This is a genomic window from Klebsiella sp. ME-303 (assembly GCF_007910085.1).
Taxonomy (GTDB): domain Bacteria; phylum Pseudomonadota; class Gammaproteobacteria; order Enterobacterales; family Enterobacteriaceae; genus Klebsiella; species Klebsiella michiganensis.
Genome location: NZ_VOJB01000083.1, coordinates 179,384 through 197,139, shown reverse-complemented (window position 1 = coordinate 197,139; position 17,756 = coordinate 179,384). Strand labels below are relative to the sequence as shown.

Annotated in this window: 18 protein-coding genes and 1 pseudogene; 6 read left to right on the top strand and 13 right to left on the bottom strand. The window is 56.5% G+C overall.

Features of this window, described 5'->3' with window-relative positions:
- Nucleotides 1–102 precede the first annotated feature (102 nt).
- Nucleotides 103–270: pseudogene (locus FQK12_RS17765) on the top strand (NADP-dependent isocitrate dehydrogenase); the annotation flags it as partial.
- A 144-nt stretch (nt 271–414) separates the two neighbouring features.
- Here the strand turns inward: FQK12_RS17765 and FQK12_RS17760 are convergent.
- Both FQK12_RS17760 and FQK12_RS17755 read right to left on the bottom strand, forming a co-directional pair.
- Nucleotides 415–2,199 carry a sensor domain-containing diguanylate cyclase gene (locus FQK12_RS17760; protein WP_014228926.1) on the bottom strand — a complete coding sequence of 595 codons (1,785 nt, stop codon included), beginning with the start codon at nt 2,197–2,199 and terminating at the stop codon, nt 415–417.
- Between the two features lie 77 nt (nt 2,200–2,276).
- Complete coding sequence (locus tag FQK12_RS17755) at nt 2,277–3,467, bottom strand: HD-GYP domain-containing protein (RefSeq protein ID WP_014228927.1); 1,191 nt, start codon at nt 3,465–3,467, stop codon at nt 2,277–2,279.
- A 279-nt stretch (nt 3,468–3,746) separates the two neighbouring features.
- Here FQK12_RS17755 and fraE point away from each other — a divergent pair, with 279 nt between their 5' ends.
- Nucleotides 3,747–4,790: a fructose-asparagine asparaginase gene (gene fraE, locus FQK12_RS17750; RefSeq protein WP_009653379.1), complete on the top strand. Its 1,044-nt coding sequence runs from the start codon at nt 3,747–3,749 to the stop codon at nt 4,788–4,790.
- Between the two features lie 36 nt (nt 4,791–4,826).
- On the opposite strand, the gene fecE is transcribed toward fraE, so the two are convergent.
- From fecE to fecI, 7 genes are all read right to left on the bottom strand, one after another.
- Nucleotides 4,827–5,594, bottom strand: a complete 768-nt coding sequence (gene fecE, locus FQK12_RS17745) for a Fe(3+) dicitrate ABC transporter ATP-binding protein FecE (RefSeq protein WP_014228929.1) — start codon at nt 5,592–5,594, stop codon at nt 4,827–4,829.
- A complete protein-coding gene (gene fecD, locus FQK12_RS17740) occupies nt 5,595–6,548 on the bottom strand; it encodes a Fe(3+) dicitrate ABC transporter permease subunit FecD (RefSeq protein WP_014228930.1) in 954 nt (317 codons plus the stop codon).
- Complete coding sequence (fecC, locus tag FQK12_RS17735) at nt 6,545–7,543, bottom strand: iron-dicitrate ABC transporter permease FecC (RefSeq protein ID WP_014228931.1); 999 nt, start codon at nt 7,541–7,543, stop codon at nt 6,545–6,547. Before fecC ends, fecD begins: the two co-directional genes overlap by 4 nt.
- Nucleotides 7,540–8,442, bottom strand: a complete 903-nt coding sequence (locus tag FQK12_RS17730; RefSeq protein ID WP_014228932.1) for a Fe(3+) dicitrate ABC transporter substrate-binding protein FecB — start codon at nt 8,440–8,442, stop codon at nt 7,540–7,542. The genes fecC and FQK12_RS17730 overlap by 4 nt, the downstream gene beginning before the upstream one ends.
- A 58-nt stretch (nt 8,443–8,500) precedes the next feature.
- Nucleotides 8,501–10,837, bottom strand: a complete 2,337-nt coding sequence (gene fecA, locus FQK12_RS17725) for a TonB-dependent Fe(3+) dicitrate receptor FecA (protein ID WP_014228933.1) — start codon at nt 10,835–10,837, stop codon at nt 8,501–8,503.
- 98 nt (nt 10,838–10,935) lie between these two features.
- Nucleotides 10,936–11,883, bottom strand: coding sequence for a ferric citrate uptake sigma factor regulator FecR (fecR, locus tag FQK12_RS17720; RefSeq protein WP_014228934.1), 948 nt, complete (start codon nt 11,881–11,883; stop codon nt 10,936–10,938).
- Complete coding sequence (gene fecI / locus FQK12_RS17715; RefSeq protein WP_014228935.1) at nt 11,880–12,401, bottom strand: ferric citrate uptake sigma factor FecI; 522 nt, start codon at nt 12,399–12,401, stop codon at nt 11,880–11,882. Before fecI ends, fecR begins: the two co-directional genes overlap by 4 nt.
- A 259-nt stretch (nt 12,402–12,660) precedes the next feature.
- On the opposite strand from fecI, the gene FQK12_RS17710 reads away from it, so the two are divergent.
- The 4 genes from FQK12_RS17710 to FQK12_RS17695 all read left to right on the top strand — a co-directional run bounded on the left by FQK12_RS17710 (nt 12,661) and on the right by FQK12_RS17695 (nt 16,029).
- On the top strand, nt 12,661–13,449 hold the full coding sequence (locus tag FQK12_RS17710; protein WP_014228936.1) for a class I SAM-dependent methyltransferase: 789 nt from the start codon (nt 12,661–12,663) through the stop codon (nt 13,447–13,449).
- 543 nt (nt 13,450–13,992) lie between these two features.
- Nucleotides 13,993–14,907 (top strand): kdo(2)-lipid IV(A) palmitoleoyltransferase, encoded by a 915-nt coding sequence (lpxP, locus tag FQK12_RS17705; protein WP_009653416.1) that lies wholly within the window; start codon nt 13,993–13,995, stop codon nt 14,905–14,907.
- Nucleotides 14,908–14,997: 90 nt separating this feature from the next.
- A complete protein-coding gene (gene leuE, locus FQK12_RS17700; RefSeq protein ID WP_014228937.1) occupies nt 14,998–15,636 on the top strand; it encodes a leucine efflux protein LeuE in 639 nt (212 codons plus the stop codon).
- 129 nt (nt 15,637–15,765) lie between these two features.
- Nucleotides 15,766–16,029, top strand: a complete 264-nt coding sequence (locus tag FQK12_RS17695) for a DUF2534 family protein (protein WP_004131510.1) — start codon at nt 15,766–15,768, stop codon at nt 16,027–16,029.
- Nucleotides 16,030–16,077: 48 nt separating this feature from the next.
- Here FQK12_RS17695 and FQK12_RS17690 read toward each other — a convergent pair whose 3' ends face one another.
- From FQK12_RS17690 to FQK12_RS17675, 4 genes are all read right to left on the bottom strand, one after another.
- The gene (locus FQK12_RS17690) at nt 16,078–16,203 is read right to left on the bottom strand and encodes a hypothetical protein (protein ID WP_086074258.1); all 126 of its coding nucleotides are present in this window, start codon (nt 16,201–16,203) and stop codon (nt 16,078–16,080) included.
- Nucleotides 16,204–16,343: 140 nt separating this feature from the next.
- Nucleotides 16,344–16,418: a protein YoaJ gene (yoaJ, locus tag FQK12_RS28000; protein ID WP_100248259.1), complete on the bottom strand. Its 75-nt coding sequence runs from the start codon at nt 16,416–16,418 to the stop codon at nt 16,344–16,346.
- Nucleotides 16,418–16,519 carry a YoaK family small membrane protein gene (locus FQK12_RS17680; RefSeq protein ID WP_004101234.1) on the bottom strand — a complete coding sequence of 34 codons (102 nt, stop codon included), beginning with the start codon at nt 16,517–16,519 and terminating at the stop codon, nt 16,418–16,420. Before FQK12_RS17680 ends, yoaJ begins: the two co-directional genes overlap by 1 nt.
- A gap of 57 nt (nt 16,520–16,576) precedes the next feature.
- Entirely contained in the window at nt 16,577–17,590 is a 1,014-nt protein-coding gene (locus FQK12_RS17675) for a sensor domain-containing diguanylate cyclase (RefSeq protein WP_014228938.1), read from the bottom strand.
- Nucleotides 17,591–17,756 lie beyond the last annotated feature (166 nt).

The following is a 17,756-nucleotide window of genomic DNA, read 5'->3' as shown; positions in this document are numbered from 1 at the left end:
AATGAATTTCAATAGGTTAGGGCTTAGGTTAAACACATTAATAACGTATCAAAAATACCTATTTTTCTATTTAAATCAACAAGTAATGATGTTATTGGTTAACTACTGCTGCGCCACCTGCAGTGGTTCGAAGCGGCAGACCTGATCGTTAAAGGCACCGAAGGCGCAATCGCCGCTAAGACCGTGACCTATGACTTTGAACGTCTGATGGAAGGCGCTAAGCTGCTGAAATGTTCAGAGTTTGGCGACGCGATTATCGCGAACATGTAATCCAGTCTCTGGGTTAAACAAAAACGGGAGCCGATGGGTTCCCGTTTTTTTATTCTCCGGGGGGAATCGCGTCCGTTACGCGGGTCTAAAAGGAGGGGTATAGCGGTCTCTCGTCCAGTTTTACGCGGTGGTGTGACTGTCGACTCAATCCGCCTTCAACATCCCAAAGCTCACAATTCTCGACCGCCCCAGCTCTTTTGCCCGGTAGAGCGCAGCGTCAGCCGCGCGCAGCAGGCTATCGCTTTGCGTATGCTGCGGGTAGCTGGCGATGCCGATGGACACATCGACCTGACCAATTTCAGCCAGGCCATAGCGTAGCGTCAGCAGTTGGACGCTGTGATAGATGTCGGTCGCGCAGGCCATCGCGGCCTCTTCATCGGTTCCGCCCAGCAATACCAGGAACTCTTCGCCGCCATAGCGGAAGGCCATCCCAATATCGCGCACCGCACGTTGAATAATCGCCGCGACGTTTTTAATGACCAGATCGCCCGCTTCGTGACCATAACTATCATTAATCGCCTTAAAGTGATCGATATCGATCATCAGGCAGCTCAGCGGCGTACCGTTGCGTACCGCCAGACTCATTTGAGTATGCAGAGCGTCATCCAGGTGGTGGCGGTTACGCAGGCCGGTTAATGAATCAAACAGCGCCTTTTCCAGCAGCGCGTTGCGTAAACGCTGGTTCGCCAGCGCCAGACCCAGGGCTTCGGCCATCAGTTCAAGATAGGCGCGGGACGGGGCGGTCGCGGAGGTGACGTTGCTGAAGGAGAGCAGACCAATCGCTTCTCCTTGCGCAATCAGCGGCACGCATAGCGACCGTTGAGCCTGCGATTCCGACAGGTGATAGCAGGCGATATCCGGCTCACCGTTGACCGGCGGATGGCTCAGCCCGCGCCGCACGGCCCAGCAGTTATCCGGATGGAAGACGTCGGCTTCAAGCGGCGGAGAAAGCCACTGCGCCACGCAGCGCATCTGCCAGGGATCGGTATCGAGAATATACAGCCGGCCCGGGATCTCCGGGGCGATATTTGGCGCGAACAGTTCGGCAACCTTGATCACATCCTCGAACGATTCGCAGCCCTGCAAGCGCTGGGTCATCCTCGCCAGCAGCTCCCGGACCGCCCAGTCCGCATCGCGCTCTTGTTCCAGCCGCTGCCGCGCCAGCCCGTTCTCGCGAAAGATGCGAATGGCCTGGGCCATATCGCCAATTTCATCAATCTGGGTAAACTGCGGCGTCTCAACCGCATAATCCTGCGATGCCAGCCGCTGCACCACGTCGCTCAGGCGAACGACGGGATAGAGCACCCGCCGCTTAAGAATAAACCCCAGCACAAACAGGAACATTAGCGCGGTGAGCCCAACCATGATCTCAGAAAGCGTACGCCAGATCCGTGACTTCTCCGTAGCCTCGGCAATGGTTTTATTCACCCGGCCTTCGAGCATCAGGCGAAAGTGATCGAGCTGCGTCTGGACCCGCTCGAGCTCCTGCTCATAGGCAGCGCCGTAAAGCAGGCTGACCGCCGCTTTTTCTTCTCCCCTGGCAACCTGCGCCAGCGCCGTTTGCTGCTCATCCTGAAGTTCATCGGCTATCTGTAAACCCTCGCGCAGCAGCGCCAGCTCTTCAGCGGTTGCGCCATTGTCTTTCAGCTTTTCCAGACGATGTTCAATGGCGGCGGTGGCCTGGGCTTGCTGCCGGTACTCCTGCAGCACATCCTGATTTTTTTGAATGATGTAAAGTCGCGCGAGATCGGAAAGCTCCCAGGCGCCGCTTTCTACTTCTTCGCTTAGCTGGTCAAACGCCTGGCGTTGTTCGACGGCGCGGCGTTCGGCATTATCCGCACTTGAGGCCATCAGCATGGCGATGCCTGAGGCGAGGGTCAGGGCGACGGTGATCCCGTAGGCCCAGTTAGTCATGGTGGCGATTCTCACCGGATATTCCTTGCGTGCAGATGAATTAATTATTTTTTTATCGTCACACTCCGGCTTCACCGGAAAAAAAGCGGTGATTACGGGTGCAGCGTGTGAGTAATAATAGCGTGCAGCGCTTCGGCATGGTGATGCAAAATGCGGTACACGTCTTTATCCAGCGCGCCATTTATAACATCACTCTCTATCAGCTGTAACGCTTGCTGACGGCTCATTCCGGGGCGATAGGGGCGGTCTTCGGTAAGCGCGGTGAAAATATCCGCGATGGCGATAATCCGATCCGGGAGCTGCAGGTAATGCTCATTGAGATGAAGCGGATAGCCGCTGCCATCCAGCTTTTCATGATGATTCGCGGCCCAGTTAATTATTTCGCCGAGTTCGCTGAAGGTGCTAAGAATTTCGCCGGTCATATAGCTATGTTCCCGCACCTGAAGCAGCTCTTCGTCATTCAGTTCGCCCTGTTTCTCCAGGATTTTCAGCGGAATGTGTACTTTGCCAATATCGTGTAAATAGCCGGCAATCTCAATTTTCTTACACTCCATCTCCGGCAGATTCATATAAGCGGCGAGGGTGCGCGAAATTCGCCCGACCTTCAGACTATGGCTGGCGGTGAAGCTGCTGTAGGTATCGACGATTTTGGCAATTAACAGGCAGATATCTTTCAGACCGTCGATATCGATATAAACATGGTTGATAGGGCCGATGATCTCCAGCATTCGCTGAATATGTCCGGGATTGAGGTGCAGCCAAAAATGCTCTTTTTGTGCGAGCTGGCACAAAGTCTGGCACAGCGGCGGATCTATCGCCTGGTAAAGCGCGCGAAATTTACCAATAATCATATCGGTTTGAAAGGTTGTCGCGTGCTTATCGCCAGCAAGCAGGCGTTCAAACACGTCGGCGAAATAGACGATATGCTGTTCGAGGCTGCCTTTGTGGTGTGGGCTAAAATGGTGATCGCGGATAATCGGCAGGATGGGGGCCAGGGTCGCTAACCCGGCCAGCATTTCTGCTCCCCGGTGCTGATGCGGATCGTTGAGGTTATCGATAGCGTTCAGCGAGGAGAACACTCGTTTATCGCCCAGAACGCCAATGTCGTGCAGCAGCGCGGCGCAAAAGATCGTCTGCTGCTGCTGACGCGAGAGCCCTGACGCCTGCGCAAGCTCCAGCGCGATCAGCGCCGTTCGTTGCATATGCAGGTGTAATTCAGGGTTAATAATTTGTATGACGCGGGTGGTAAGCATCAATGCTGATTTTAAGGCGATATTATGCATCGTTTTTCTCCATCGCATTACCCGCACCGTTTTGCTCTATTTCGTTGATAGCGATGCCGACATGACAAAATAGATTGAATAAGTCCATTCGGGTTTCGCATTTTTATCCTGCCCATTTTTAGCGCGTCCCTGCACCAAAGTAGCGCTCCGGGCGAAGTAAAAATCCTTTTTTGTCCGATAGTTAATCATTTTTACCGAGTAAAATACATTAAATCCTGGCAAGCCGTTTGCATTCTCTCTGCGCGAATTTATTTAATATCTATTTTGGGATGAGTCATGATGAATTTTAGAGCATTACTGGCAATTACGTTACTGGCGATAAGCGCTTTCGCCTCGAGTGAGACGCGTCTGCCGCATATCGTAATCCTCGCGACCGGAGGGACGATTGCCGGTTCAGCGGCCAGCAATACCCAGACTACCGGGTACAAAGCCGGCGCGATTGGCGTACAGACGCTGATTAATGCCGTGCCTGAGATGAGCAAAGTCGCACGCGTTGACGGCGAGCAGGTCGCTAATATCGGCAGCGAAAATATGACCAGCGACATCATTCTCAAACTGTCAAAGCGCGTCAATGAACTGCTGGCCCGCGATGATGTGGACGGCGTTGTGATTACCCATGGTACCGACACCCTGGACGAGACGCCTTATTTCCTCAACCTGACGGTAAAAAGCAATAAGCCGGTCGTTTTCACGGCGGCAATGCGTCCGGCCACGGCTATCAGCGCCGACGGTCCGATGAATCTGCTGGAAGCGGTGACCGTGGCGGCCGATCCGGAAGCGAAGGGCCGCGGCGTAATGGTAGTGCTTAATGACCGCATCGGCGCGGCGCGTTTTGTCACTAAGACCAACGCCACGACGCTGGATACCTTCAAGGCGCCGGAAGAGGGCTATCTGGGCGTTATCGTGAGCGGCAAACCGCAGTTCGAAACTCGCGTGGATAAAATTCACACCGTGCGTTCGGTTTTTGACGTCCGCAATCTTAACGCGCTACCGAAAGTGGTCATTATTTATGGCTATCAGGATGACCCTGAATATATGTATGACGCGGCGATCGCGCACCATGCCGACGGGATTATCTATGCGGGCACCGGCGCGGGGTCGGTCTCCGTACGCAGCGCGGCGGGGATCGAAAAGGCGGAAAAAGCCGGTATCGTGGTGGTTCGCGCCTCGCGTACCGGCAGCGGCGTCGTGCCGGTTGATGACGGCCAGCCTGGGCTGGTAGCCGACTCGCTCAACCCGGCAAAAGCGCGCATCCTGCTGATGACGGCGCTGACGCAAACGAAAAATCCGCAGGTGATCCAGCAGTACTTCCACACCTACTGATCAACTTCGGGTAGGGCGCAGCGCGCCTTACCCGGGTTATTTCACCACGCACATCGGGCGCTGCGACACCGGCTCCGGGTGAATCTCCGCCTCCAGGTGAAAAATCTCCCGCAGCATCTCCGGCGTCAGTACCGTTTCCGCCAGGCCCTGAGCCTGCACCTGGCCCCCTTCAAGCACCACCAGATGGTCGCAGTAGCGGCTGGCCTGGTTCAGGTCGTGCAGTACGGTGACCACGGTCTTGCCCATCGTCTGCAGCTCGCGCATCAGCGTCATTAGCGCCACCTGATGATGAATATCCAGCCAGGTCGTTGGCTCATCGAGCAGCACCAGCGGCGTATCCTGCGCCAGCAGCAGCGCCAGAAAAGCCCGCTGCCGCTGGCCGCCGGAAAGGGCGGTCAGCGGTCGTTCCGCCAGCGCAGCGATGCCGGTTCGTTGTAGCGCGCTGTCGACCTGCTGTCGATCCTGCGCGGAAAGCCGCCCCCACAGCGGTAGCCACGGACTCCGGCCGTAGCCGACCAGCTCGCGTACGGTGATGCCTTCCGGAACGTGATGCTGCTGCGGCAGCAGCGCCAGTCGCCGCGCTAGCTGACGGGCGGAGAGGCGGTTTAAGGGGACATCATCGAGCCAGACCTCGCCGGCGATGGGCGTCAGGAGGCGAGAGAAACACTTCAGCAGCGTTGATTTACCGCAGCCGTTTGGCCCCAGCAGCGCGGTAATTTTCCCGCCCGGTAGCGTCAGATCGAGATTGTTGATAACGCGCTTGCCGCCATAGCCAGCGGTTAGCTTTTCTATTCGCAGTTCCATTTAACGCATTCTCACAAGAAGCCAGATAAACCAGGGGGCGCCGATAATCGCCGTCAGCACGCCTGCCGGCAGCTCAAGCGGCGGATGCAGCGTTCGCGCCAGCAGATCGGCGAGCAGCAGAACCAGTCCGCCCGTGAGCGCAGAGAGCGGCAATAAACGGCGATGGCGGCCGCCGAAGAGGCGACGCACAAGATGCGGCACCACAAGGCTGATAAAGGCGACAGGACCGCAGACCGCGACGCCGATCGACGCGAGGGCCACCGCCAGCGTTAAGCCGTAGCCGTTAAGCCAGCGCACGTTGACGCCGAGCGTTCCCGCGCGCTCATGGCCTAGCGCCAGCAGGTCGAGATCGCGACTGAGGGCGAAGCTTAAGGGCAGCAAAATCGCCAGCAGGGGCAGGACGATGATGACGAATGCGCCGTCTCTGGCCCACAGGCTTCCGGTCAGCCACAGCAGCGCGTTATTGATCTCCTGCGGCCGCGACAGTAAGAGGTAGTCGGTCACGCTGGCCCAGCAGGCCGACAGCGCGATGCCGGTCAGCGCCAGGCGCATTGGGCGAGAAAAACCGGCAAGGGCGAGCGGTATCACCATCGCCACCATTCCGCCGATAAAGGCCAGCAGCGGCAGCCACGGCAGGGGCAGGGACGGTAAAAACCACAGTGCCGCCACCGAGGTCAGGCTCGCCCCGTGGTTAATGCCCAGAATGTCCGGCGAGGCCAGCGGATTATGCACAATACCCTGAACCAGCGCCCCGGAAACCGCCAGCGCGGCGCCGATAATCAGCGCCAGCACCACGCGCGGCAGGCGATATTGCATAAGGACGTAGTGATACTCGCTGTCCGCATGCCATCCGCTGAGCAGCGCTCGCCACGGCAGCGGGATCGCCCCCATCCGCAGCGAGAACAGGGTTAACAGCGTGAGCGCGAGCCATAAAAACACGATGCGTTGTTTCACCCGCGTCTCCTGACCAGCCAGACAAAACAGGGCCCGCCCGCCAGCGCCAGCACCGCGCCCGCGGGCAGTTCACCCGGCCAGGCCAACGCTCTGGCGAGCATATCCGCCAGCAGCATAAACAGGGCGCCCAGCAGGGCGCTGACCGGCAAAAAAGTACGATGATCGTGACCCGCCCAAAAACGCGCCAGATGCGGGACCAGCAGGCCAACAAAGGCAATCGGTCCGGCGACGCTGACGCTGGCGCCGGTAAGCAGCAACACGGCCGCGTTGATAAGCAGGCGCAGGCGCGGCAAATTCACCCCCAGCGAATGGGCGGCGGTATCGCTGACGTTAAGCAGATTAAGCGCGTTGGCCAGCAGGAATACGCCGGGGGTAATCAGCGCGACAAAAGGGAAAAGCTGCCAGAACTCGGCCCAGCGCACGTGGGAAACGCCGCCCGCAAGCCAGGTAAGAATACCCCAGGCGCGATCTTCCGCCAGCAGCAGGGTCATTCTGGTCAACGCCATGCATAGCGCCGAGAGAGCAATACCGGCGAGGATCAACCGTTGGCGATCCTGCTGTTGACGCCAGCCGCCGCCGGCGCTCATCACCAGCAGCCAGCTTATTCCGCCGCCGCAGGCGGCAATCAGCGCCAGCGAAAAGCCCGCCAGCGGTGCCGGACTGAATGCGCTGGTCAGCGCCATCGCCAGCGCCGCGCCGCTATTAATGCCGAGCAGTGAAGGCGATGCCAGCGGGTTATGGGTAAGCGTTTGTAATAACGCCCCCGACATTGCCAGCGAGGCGCCGAGCATTACCGCCACCAGGCTGCGGGGCAGGCGCAGATTAAGCACCAGCGCCTCCGCAAGCGAAGGAGACTCAGGCGCCAGCAGGGCGTGAAGGGCGTTGAGCGGCGAAATCGGGATGGGCGAATAGCAGAACAGGCTCAGCCAGAACAGGCCGCTGAGGGCCAGCAGCGGCCATCCCCAGATAAAAAACGCGCGACGGAACGGTTTCATGGCGTGATATCAACCGCCCGGTGGTGGACAATTTTAACCATATCGCTGGCAATACGCTCGGCGGCGAAGATCCCGCGCATCCGCGCCCAGCTGTTGCTGTCGACGGCGGCGACCTGCCCTTTCTGCTCGGCCTGCAGCATTGGCCACAGGGAGTCCTGCTGCCATTTTTTCACGATACTTTCACTACGGTAATGAGCGACCAGCAGCCATTGCGGATTCAGGGCCAGCAGCTGTTCGAAATTTATCGCCGCCATCGGCGCGCCGCCGCTCGGCGGCGGAACTTTCAGGCCAAGCGCCGTCAGCACGCTGCCGGTATAAGTTTGCGTTGAGTGAAGATTAAACTGCTGTTCGCGGGAGGTGCCAAACAGCACGCTGGCGCCAGCCGGCAGCTGTCGGGAAAACGCCGCCATTTTTTGCCGATGCAGCGCCAGACGCTGCTGCATCTCCTTATCCTTACCCACTACTTTGCCGATAATCGCCGCTGACTGCAGGTTCTCCTCCCAGGTTTCATTGCGCGATTTCAACAGCAGCACCGGGGCAATCTGCCTCAGGGCGGCGTAAATTCCGGCATGGCGACTGCTATCGGCGACGATCAGATCGGGATGCAGCGCGCTGATGGCCTCCAGTGAAGGCTGGGCGCGGGTGCCCACCGACTGCCAGGGCTTCAGACGTGCGCGTACGTCCGCCAGAATACGCGATGGATCGTTGTCATCGGCCACGCCTGTCGGGCTAACGTCAACCGCCGCCAGCGCGTCGACAAAGGAGAGTTCAAGCACGACGATACGCTGCGGCGTTTTATCAAGCGTAAAGCGACCGCGCTCATCCTGTACGGTGGCGGCAAAGAGCGGGCCCGCCAGAAACAGCAGGCTGAAAATACACAGACGAACAAGGTTAAACATTATTCACTCCAGCTTGCCGGACAGGGCGCGAATAGCGCTGTCCGGCAACGCTCTATCATCAGAACTTCATTGATCCTTGCAGGTACAGCGTGCGCGGCTGACCGGCGTAAAGCCCTTTGTTGTTATCGTCGTACGAGCGGGTGTAATACGCATGGTCGAAGATGTTTTTCACCCCCAGCGCGAGGTTGAGATTGGCCATCTGCGGGCCAAAGTCATAGGCCACGCGAGCGCCCCACAGCATATAGCCGGGAATGCGGCCGGTGCTGCCATCGGCGCTTTCGGCAACGGTATTGGCGTTATCGGCAAACTGGCTCGACTGGAAGTCGCCGTTGAGGTTAAACGTCCAGCTGCCGGGCTTGTAATCGACACCAAAGGTGCCTTTGTGCTTCGGCGAGAAGGGAACCTGGTTACCGTAGGTATCGCCTTTCTCGCGAATTTCAGCATTGACGTACGCATAGCTGGCGTAGACAGAGAGATTATCAAGCGCGGGTGAAAGCTCGCCGAGGGCGTAACGGGTTTGCGCTTCCAGGCCGCTATGACGCGTTTTACCCCGGGCGGTGACCGTGTCATTGGTCTGGTTGGAATCGTACTGATTGTTGAAGTTAATCAGGAACAGCCCCATCTCTGCGGTCAGCGCGCCGTCGTCGTAGCGGGTGCCGACTTCCCAGGTTCGCGCTTTTTCCGGTTCCACATTGCCGCTTTGCACAGCCTTGCCAATCTGGCTGTACTGTACGGTGCCGAATGAGCCTTCTGTGTTGGCATAAAGATTCCAGCTGTCGGTGAGGTGATAAAGAACATTCAGCGCCGGGAGCGGGGCGTTATAGCTGACCCGTTCGCGGGTGCCGAGCAGATTATTGTCCTGATAAGACTCAATGTGCTCAAAGCGCATACCTGGCGTAATCGTCCAGTTGCCGATATCCACGCGATCGTCGATATACCAGGCGTGGGCTTCGGTGCCGGAACGGGTATCGCGATCGTACGGGCTGGCGGTGCTGGGCAGCTCGCCGCTGGTGGTCGCGGTGTAGTAACGCATCTCGTGGGTCGATTCGTTGACGTAGCGATAGCCGACGCCGACTTCGTGGGCGGATGGGCCGATCATAAAGCTTTGGCTGTAGCGCGGCTCGATGCCGCGGACCCAATATTCGCGCGGGGAGAGGGTAATGCGCTTACCCTGTTCCAGGTAGCCGCTGCGCAGGGTATGGGTATAGAACCCCTGAATATTAAATTTATGCTGCGCATCCGGCTGGTACTGGTAGCCGAGGCTGGCGAGCTGGCGGCGCCCCCAAAAGCGGTCATAAGGACGCGTGGACTGCCAGCGGTCGGCGTTGTAGTCGGCGCGGGAGAGGCCGCCGGGCATATCGGCTTCGCCGTCATAGTATTGCAGCAGGCTGTTAAAGGTATGGACTTCGTTGGGCGCGTATTTGCTTTTCAGCATCACATCATCAATCCGCGTGGCGCTGTGTTCGCGCCAGTCGCTGCCCCGGGTGCCGGAGTAAAGCAGGGCGGATCCGAAACCGTTGTCCGCCGTGCCGCCGATCGCGAGGTTATGCGTCTCTTTCGGGTTGTTTTGCGAAGAGGTGGGGCTGAGCTGCCCTTCAATGCCGCCCTGAATGCCAAAATCCTCGGGGATGGCGCGGGTGACGAAGTTCACCACGCCGCCGACGCTCTGCGGCCCGTAGCGCACCGCGCCGCCGCCGCGCACGACATCGATGGCGTCCATATTGCCGAGCGAGACCGGCGCCAGCGAAAGCTGCGGCTGGCCGTAGGGGGCAAAGGGAACCGGGATACCGTCCATCAGCACCGTGGAACGGCTGGCAAGCCGCGGGTTGAGGCCACGAATACCGAAGTTCATCGCCAGGTCGTGACTGCCGGTGCCGGTATTTTCCGGCGCGTTGACGCCAGGGATCCGGTTCAGCACTTCGCGCATCGTGGCGGCGCCGGTTTTGGCGAAATCCTCCCGACGGATCACGTCGCGGGCGCCGGCGTGCTCAAAGACATCATTTTCGCGCGCGTCGCCAAGCCAGTCCCCGACGACGGTGAGGGTGGATTCTGCAGTGACGGGCGCGGGATCCAGCTCCAGGGTCCAGACGTTCTTGCCCAGCGGCTTGAGCCGTAATCCGCTGCCGTTCAGCAGCCTGCGTAAACCCTCTTCGGTTTCAAAGCTGCCGTGCAGGCCCGGGCTATGCTTGCCGCGCGTCAGGCTGGCGTCGGCGGAAAGCGTGATACCGCTGCGGGCGGCATATTGGTTCAGGGCGTGGTCTAACTCCCCGGCGGTAATATCATACTGCGCGGCGGCGAATACCGGCGCGGCGGCCAGCCCCGCTAGCGGCAGCAGGCTTAAACGGATTGCCATCACCAGAGGCATCGGTTTGCGTAAAACGCGTAAAGGCGTCATCTCTTCTCCACCATCGTTTTTGGTTATATTCATCAGATAAGTCGAACGAGCAGGGGAAAAGGGACAATGGAGAATGAGAATTTTTTCGATTTTTTTTCTCAGGCTGGAACGAGTGTGACCCAGTAGCGGGTGACAGACCGCAATGTAATCGGCAGCGTTTGCGCGATAACCTGCAGAATGGCATCAGGATCGCCCAGCGGAAAGGTGCCGCTCAGGCGTAAATCGGCCACGGCGGGATCGCAGCGCAGCACCCCGGAGCGATAGCGGGCGAGGGTTTCGACCACTTCGCTCAGCGGGGCGTCGCGGAAGGTCAGCACGCCCCGGATCCAGCTATCCTCGTCGCCGTTGAGCTTAACCAGGGCGGCGAAGCGATCGCGGGTAAACCACAGGCTTTCCCCGGCGTTAACGCGTTGGGCGCTGCCGGACGGTAAAACCACTTCTACGGCATGCTGCTGTACCGCCAGCCGGGTGCCGCCGGCAAACTGACGGACGGTGAATTCGGTCCCGAGCGCGGTGAGAGTGCCTTCCCGCGTTTGGACCCGGAAAGGCCGCTGCCGGCTGTCGTGAGCGGTCCTGATGGCGATTTCGCCGTAGCGTAAATGAACCATGCGCTGCCGCGCGTCAAAACGGACGTCGGCGGCACTTTCGCTATTCAGCGTCAGCAGCGAACCGTCGGCAAGCCGCTGCGGGCGCGGTATCCCTTTCGCCGTCCGGTAGTCGGCGCGGAGGCCCTCCGCCAGCTCGGACTCCCAGAGCCGCCAGCTGCCTCCGGCCGCCAGCAAAAGCATCAGCCCTTTCAGCACGTGGCGACGCGCCAGACGGCTATCGTGAAGAGCACGGCTGGCCAGCCCGCCCGGCAGTTGCCCCATCTGCTGACGCAGGTTTTCTACCTGCTGCCACGCCCACTGATTTTCGTTGTTTTGCTCATACCACTGCTGCCAGCGGGCCTCCTGCTGCGGACTGACGCGCCCATCGCTGAGGACCGCGTACCAGTGCGAGGCGGAACGCAGCGCCTGACGACGGGATTCGCTTAGCGTCGGTTTCACAGGCCATTCTCCAGACGGAACAGCAGGCAGTGCTCGGTGGCTTTCGCGATATATTTCTTAACCGAACTGACGGAAACCGCCAGGCGACTGGCGATATCGGCGTAGGTCAGCCCTTCAAGCTGCGAGAGCAAAAACGCTTCCCGGGCTTTTGTGTTAAGCCCGTCCAGCATGGCATCAATCTGCTGTAACAGTTCGAGCTGGCTCTGCCGTAGCTCCGGTGAGGGAGAGAGCTCTGGCGGTAGCTGAGAGAGCATGTCGAGCCAGGCGCGCTCCAGGGCGTTGCGGCGGAACAGGTCGATCATCACCCGTTTGGCAATCGTGCAGAGAAAAGATTTTGGATCGCGAATCGTCAACAGCGACTCGCCGGCCATAATTCGGACAAAGGTGTCCTGCGCTACGTCGTCGGCGTCATATGCGGATTGCAGCTTATGGGTAAGCCATTTTTTCAGCCAGCCATGATGGTCGCTATAGAGCGAGGCAAGCGTCAGCGGAGAGGCGATGGCGGAAGAAGGTGACATAGCCAGGTTCAGGAGAGTTGATCAATACGGTATATGTTAATATGAGAATGGTTATCATTTCAATAAAGCGCGACAGGGATAAGGGCCATACAGACCCATAGTAACGATAAGTTATTGTTAAATATTGAATAGATTTTTCCCCTCATTGCATCATTTCTTTCCCTTTCTTCTTAATGAAAATAAAATTCATTATCATTATTCCCTCCTTAACCTTAATGTTGTATTTATAATGCATCTTATAGGGAGTGAGGAGAGACAAATGAACGCAAGCGAAAAAGCCGGACATACGTTTTTGGCAAGCCTGGGGAAAACCCGCTTACGCCCCGGCGGCATTGAAGCCACAGAGTGGCTATTTCAGCAGGCGGGTTTTACCGCCGACAGTAAAGTTCTGGAGGTAGCCTGTAATATGGGGACAACCTCTATTGAGCTGGCGCAGCGTTTTCACTGCAGCGTTTACGCCATCGATATGGATAAAGACGCGCTGGCGAAAGCCCGGCAAAATATCGTTCGCGAAGGTGTGGATCATCGGGTGATAGTGATGGAGGCGAATGCCGCTCGGCTGCCATTTGCCGATGCAACGTTTGATATGGTGATAAATGAAGCGATGCTCACCATGTATGCGGATAAAGCCAAAGAGAAACTGGTGGCGGAATATTTTCGCGTTCTTAAGCCCGGCGGTCGTTTGCTGACGCACGATATCATGTATACGCAGGATGCGCTGGGAGAGGACACCCGGCGGCAGCTGCAGGGGGTGGTGAAATCCCACGTCAGCCCGCTGAGCGCCGCCGCCTGGCAGACGCTTTTCCAACGGACCGGCTTTGATGCCGTAAGCATTCATCATGGACCGATGTCGCTGATGTCGCCGCGAGGGTTGATGAAAGATGAAGGTTTTAAACAGGCGCTAAAAATTGTCGGCAATGGCTTGTTGAAGCGCGAGAATCGTCCGAGATTTTTATCTATGTTGCGTTTTTTTCAACGTCATAAAAGGCATTTGAACTTTATTGCCTGCTGTTCTGTTAAAGCAACGGAGGTAAAAAGTCTGAAATAGCCCACCGGCGATATGGATAATTGTCGATAAATATTAATTATTGTCAGGAAAGTAAAATAAGCTGATTCTTATTTTAGTCATTTCGCTGACACTCATTTTTAATATTTCTATTTTATGTCAGTGAGGCTTATGGAAGATAAAGGAATAGCCTGTCTGCAAACGTTGTGAAAAGGATAACAGAAAGCAGAGGCTATCCCGATCTCATCTGGATGCAGCCGTACCTCGACGCGGCTTCAGCTGCGGCCTGCGGGTTACCACAGCGACGTTCTGGTTGGAAAAGACGCATACTTTATGTTGAATGATTAGCGCGTTAATCATTCTTGTGGTGGATATTTGAGGTTTATTATTCACTTTTTTATTTACATTTTGTTACAGGTGTGCTGGTATTGTGTTTTTTTCTGTTGACCTCTTTTTTTACTTGCCGGAGTGAATTTACCAGGATTATTATTGTCTGAACTGCTACACGTACCGCCTAATGACAGATGAAGGGACTCGTTTTTTCCTTAAGCGTTACCTCATGTTCTAATGTTTACAGGAAAAAACATGTCTTGCGCTTTTAATAAAAAACTTCTTCATCCCCGTAATTGGGGGACCTGGTTTGGCCTGAGCGTGCTCTGGCTCATCGTCCAGCTTCCTTATCCCGTCTTGCATCTTATCGGTACCAGCGCCGGTCGCGCATCCCGGCGCTTCCTGAAACGCCGTGAGCATATCGCCAGACGCAATCTCGAACTTTGCTTTCCCACCATGTCGCCCGCGGCGCGCGAAAAGCTTATCGAGCAGAACTTCATGTCGCTAGGGATGGGTCTGATTGAAACAGGGATGGCATGGTTCTGGAGCGATGAGCGCGTTAAGAAATGGTTTGACGTGGAAGGCATGGTCAATCTCAATAATGCCCTGAGCGAGCAAAAAGGCGTGATGGTCGTTGGCGTCCACTTTATGTCGCTTGAACTGGGTGGCCGTACGATGGGGCTGTGTCGTCCGATGATGGCGACCTACCGTCCGCACAATAGCCCATTGATGGAGTGGGTGCAGACGCGCGGTCGTTTGCGCTCGAACAAGGCGATGATTGACCGTCGTAATTTATCCGGTCTGGTACATGCCTTAAAGTCGGGTGAAGCGGTGTGGTTTGCGCCGGATCAGGACTACGGCCCGAAGGGGAGCGTATTTGCTCCGTTCTTCTCGGTACAGCAGGCAGCAACGACCAACGGTACCTACGTACTCTCTCGTTTGTCGGGCGCGAAAATGCTCACCATCAGCATGGTGCGTAAAGCGGACCGCAGAGGTTATAGCCTGCACATCAGCGACGTCATGAGCGACTATCCTGGCGAAGATAAACAGGATGCGGCAAGCTATATCAACAAGGTTATAGAGAAAGAGATCCTGCGCGCGCCGGAGCAATACCTGTGGGTTCACCGCCGCTTTAAAACCCGTCCGCTTGGCGAAACTTCGCTCTATTAAGCTCTCCGCACTCGCGGCGCTTTCAAAATGGTCCCGGTTGCGTTAACGTGCGCGGGATCATATTTTTTGTTGTAAGCGAAGGAGTGCGTTGTGTTCGCTGAGTTTGGTGTATTGAATTACCTGACCTATCTGGTCGGCGCTATCTTTATCATCCTGGTTCCCGGCCCGAATACCTTTTTTGTCCTCAAGACCGGCATCGCCCACGGCGTTAAGAAAGGGTATCTGGCGGCGGCAGGCGTGTTTATTGGCGATGCGGTGCTGATGTTTCTGGCTTTTGCCGGCGTCGCGACGCTCATCAAGACTACGCCGGTGCTGTTCAATATCGTGCGTTACCTGGGGGCGATTTATCTGCTGTGGATGGGCGGCAAGATGCTCTACGCGGTGTTAACCCAGCGTGATGGTCATTCGTCTGCTGATTCCGAGCCGGGCAGCGCGATTCTCAAACGTTCGCTGACCCTTAGCCTGACGAATCCAAAAGCGATTCTTTTTTATGTCTCATTCTTCGTGCAGTTTATTGACGTCGGCGCCAAAACGCCCGGGCTGGCGTTCTTTATTCTGGCGCTGACCCTGGAGATAATCAGCTTCATCTATATGAGCTTTTTGATCCTCTCCGGCTCTTTCGTCACGCGTTACGTGAAGACGAAAAAGAAGCTGGCGAAAATCGGCAACAGTATGATAGGCCTTGTGTTTGTCGGTTTTGCCGCCCGTCTGGCGACGCTCCAGTCGTAATCGTTGGGGGCCGGTACGCGGGACCGGCCCTATAGTGACTGTCACTGCCTCGTAACAAAATCCCTTCAATTTTGATTGCATTGGTGTTACATATACAGCCGATTATCGCTCAGAAAAAAGGGAACCCGGATGATTCTGCAGAAACTCACCAGCAATAAAAACAGCAAGAAGTTCTTTTTGTCGATCGCGGCGATCTTTGCCATCGCGCTTATCGTGGTTGGGCGCGCCACCTTTGGCGGCGTGGTGAGTGAATACAATATGCCGTATTCAGAATGGACGACGTCAATGTTCTTCCTGCAGGGGGCGATGGTCACGGTTTACAGCATTGTGTTTACGCTGCTGTTTTCCATCCCGCTGGGTTTCCTCTTTTTAGGTTCCGACCGCCGGGACTAATTTCATGCAATAAGGCGAACCGAAGTTCGCCTTATTATGTTTCCACGGCTATCGCCAGTCTCTGTCGTCATGATGATGGTGGCGGTGTTGATGGTGATAGCCTGGGTCGACAATACATCCCGATAACAGCGTGCAAAGCGCGAGAATCAACGGCAACACGATCGGTTTTTTCATTTCTCACTTCTCCAGTTAAATCCGTGCGCAAAAACGGGCATGCGCCATCGGCTGATGAGGTGAGTGTATGCTTTTAACTTATTGAGTAGATGAGATAATTCTGCAATCCTTGCCGGAAAGACGCGCGAATAATCCTGGATTTACCACCAGCCCAATTGCGTACCTGCCACGGCGACGATGGCGACAATAAGCATAATTATGGTGCTTTTTTTCATTACGCTCCGCCTGGTGCCGCATAGCCGCCGACAAAAAACCAGCCCAGAAAAACCACGGCGACGATAAAAATAGCCACCGGAAATAGAATACCCAGTCTCATTATTGAGCCCCTGTAAGTGCGAGTCGTGTCGACTATGATACGGGATTTCACCGTAGATTAGTCAATATGAAAAAAACGTCCCTGACGGCGAGACTGCTTATCCTGATACATCGCCTCATCGGCGGCGCGCAGCGCCAGTTCAACGTCGATCTGCCAGGGGTCGGCTTCAATCACCCCAAAGCTGGCGCCGGGGTAGTTAATCCGGTGTTCGCCAAGGAAATAGATCCCCGCCAGCGCTTGACGTAACGCGGCGATATACTCCTGCTGGTCGGCTGAATCGGGACCCGTACCGACAATTAAAAACTCATCGCCGCCGAGACGGCCTACAATATCGCCGCTGCGCACGCGGGCGGCCAGGCGTTCTCCGATCTGAATCAAAAAGCTGTCGCCGCACGGATGGCCGAATCGATCGTTGATTGCTTTGAAATCATCGAGATCGATAAAAATCAGCAGCACGCTGCGCTGCTGTTCCCGGGCCTGCGAAAACTGCGCGGCAAGATGCTTAAACAGCGAGCGGCGATTCGGCAAACCCGTAAGCTCGTCGGTATACGAATGCATCTCCAGCGCGACGTTAGCCGCCCGAAGCTGCTGTACCAGCGTCTCTTTCTCAACGTAATGGGAGATGAGGTTGGCAAACAGATTCATCACCTGCTCACCCTCAATGTTATAGGGCTGTCTTGCCCGGCTGGTGGCGCACAGCGTGCCGAATAATGAGCCGTCGGTCAGGCGCACGGGAATGCTGAAAAAGGTGGCGATCCCCAAATCCTGGGCGGCGAGACACGAACGCCAGCGCTCGGCGACATCGTTGCTAAAAATGCAGCGGTCGTCCAGCGCGCGTTTGCACAGCGAGTCGTTCCACGGGACGGAGAACCCTTCGGGGATCTGCATTTCGCTGCTGTTGTGCGCGTACATAATATGCTGGCGCTGCGCGTCGAAGTCGATACGAGTCAGGTAGGTAGATTCCATTCGGGTAACCAGCTCCAGCATCTCAAGCAGCTGTCGCACCAGGGTTTCGAGGGAGTGTTCATTAGCGAGCGTTTGCGACACGCGAGCGAGAATAAAATCGGACATGAGAAATACGGCTCCCGAATGCTAATCGTCACTACCAGCAAATGATGCTAAAAAACAATCAGCGCAGAATTAACAGAGATACACAAAATTTAACACATCTGGGGGGAGAATACCTGCATCCGCGGCGGGAAAAAAAGCCCCGTCGGGGGCGACGGGGAAAACTCAT

Bases quoted from the DNA above. Each gene is read 5' to 3' on its own strand.
- FQK12_RS17755 (WP_014228927.1), bottom strand. From the start codon at position 3,467: ATGCATAATATCGCCTTAAAATCAGCATTGATGCTTACCACCCGCGTC.
- fraE (WP_009653379.1), top strand. From the start codon at position 3,747: ATGAATTTTAGAGCATTACTGGCAATTACGTTACTGGCGATAAGCGCT.
- fecE (WP_014228929.1), bottom strand. From the start codon at position 5,594: ATGGAACTGCGAATAGAAAAGCTAACCGCTGGCTATGGCGGCAAGCGC.
- fecC (WP_014228931.1), bottom strand. From the start codon at position 7,543: ATGAAACCGTTCCGTCGCGCGTTTTTTATCTGGGGATGGCCGCTGCTG.
- FQK12_RS17730 (WP_014228932.1), bottom strand. From the start codon at position 8,442: ATGTTTAACCTTGTTCGTCTGTGTATTTTCAGCCTGCTGTTTCTGGCG.
- fecA (WP_014228933.1), bottom strand. From the start codon at position 10,837: ATGACGCCTTTACGCGTTTTACGCAAACCGATGCCTCTGGTGATGGCA.
- fecI (WP_014228935.1), bottom strand. From the start codon at position 12,401: ATGTCACCTTCTTCCGCCATCGCCTCTCCGCTGACGCTTGCCTCGCTC.
- FQK12_RS17710 (WP_014228936.1), top strand. From the start codon at position 12,661: ATGAACGCAAGCGAAAAAGCCGGACATACGTTTTTGGCAAGCCTGGGG.
- lpxP (WP_009653416.1), top strand. From the start codon at position 13,993: ATGTCTTGCGCTTTTAATAAAAAACTTCTTCATCCCCGTAATTGGGGG.
- FQK12_RS17695 (WP_004131510.1), top strand. From the start codon at position 15,766: ATGATTCTGCAGAAACTCACCAGCAATAAAAACAGCAAGAAGTTCTTT.
- FQK12_RS17690 (WP_086074258.1), bottom strand. From the start codon at position 16,203: ATGAAAAAACCGATCGTGTTGCCGTTGATTCTCGCGCTTTGCACGCTG.
- FQK12_RS17680 (WP_004101234.1), bottom strand. From the start codon at position 16,519: ATGAGACTGGGTATTCTATTTCCGGTGGCTATTTTTATCGTCGCCGTG.
- FQK12_RS17675 (WP_014228938.1), bottom strand. From the start codon at position 17,590: ATGTCCGATTTTATTCTCGCTCGCGTGTCGCAAACGCTCGCTAATGAA.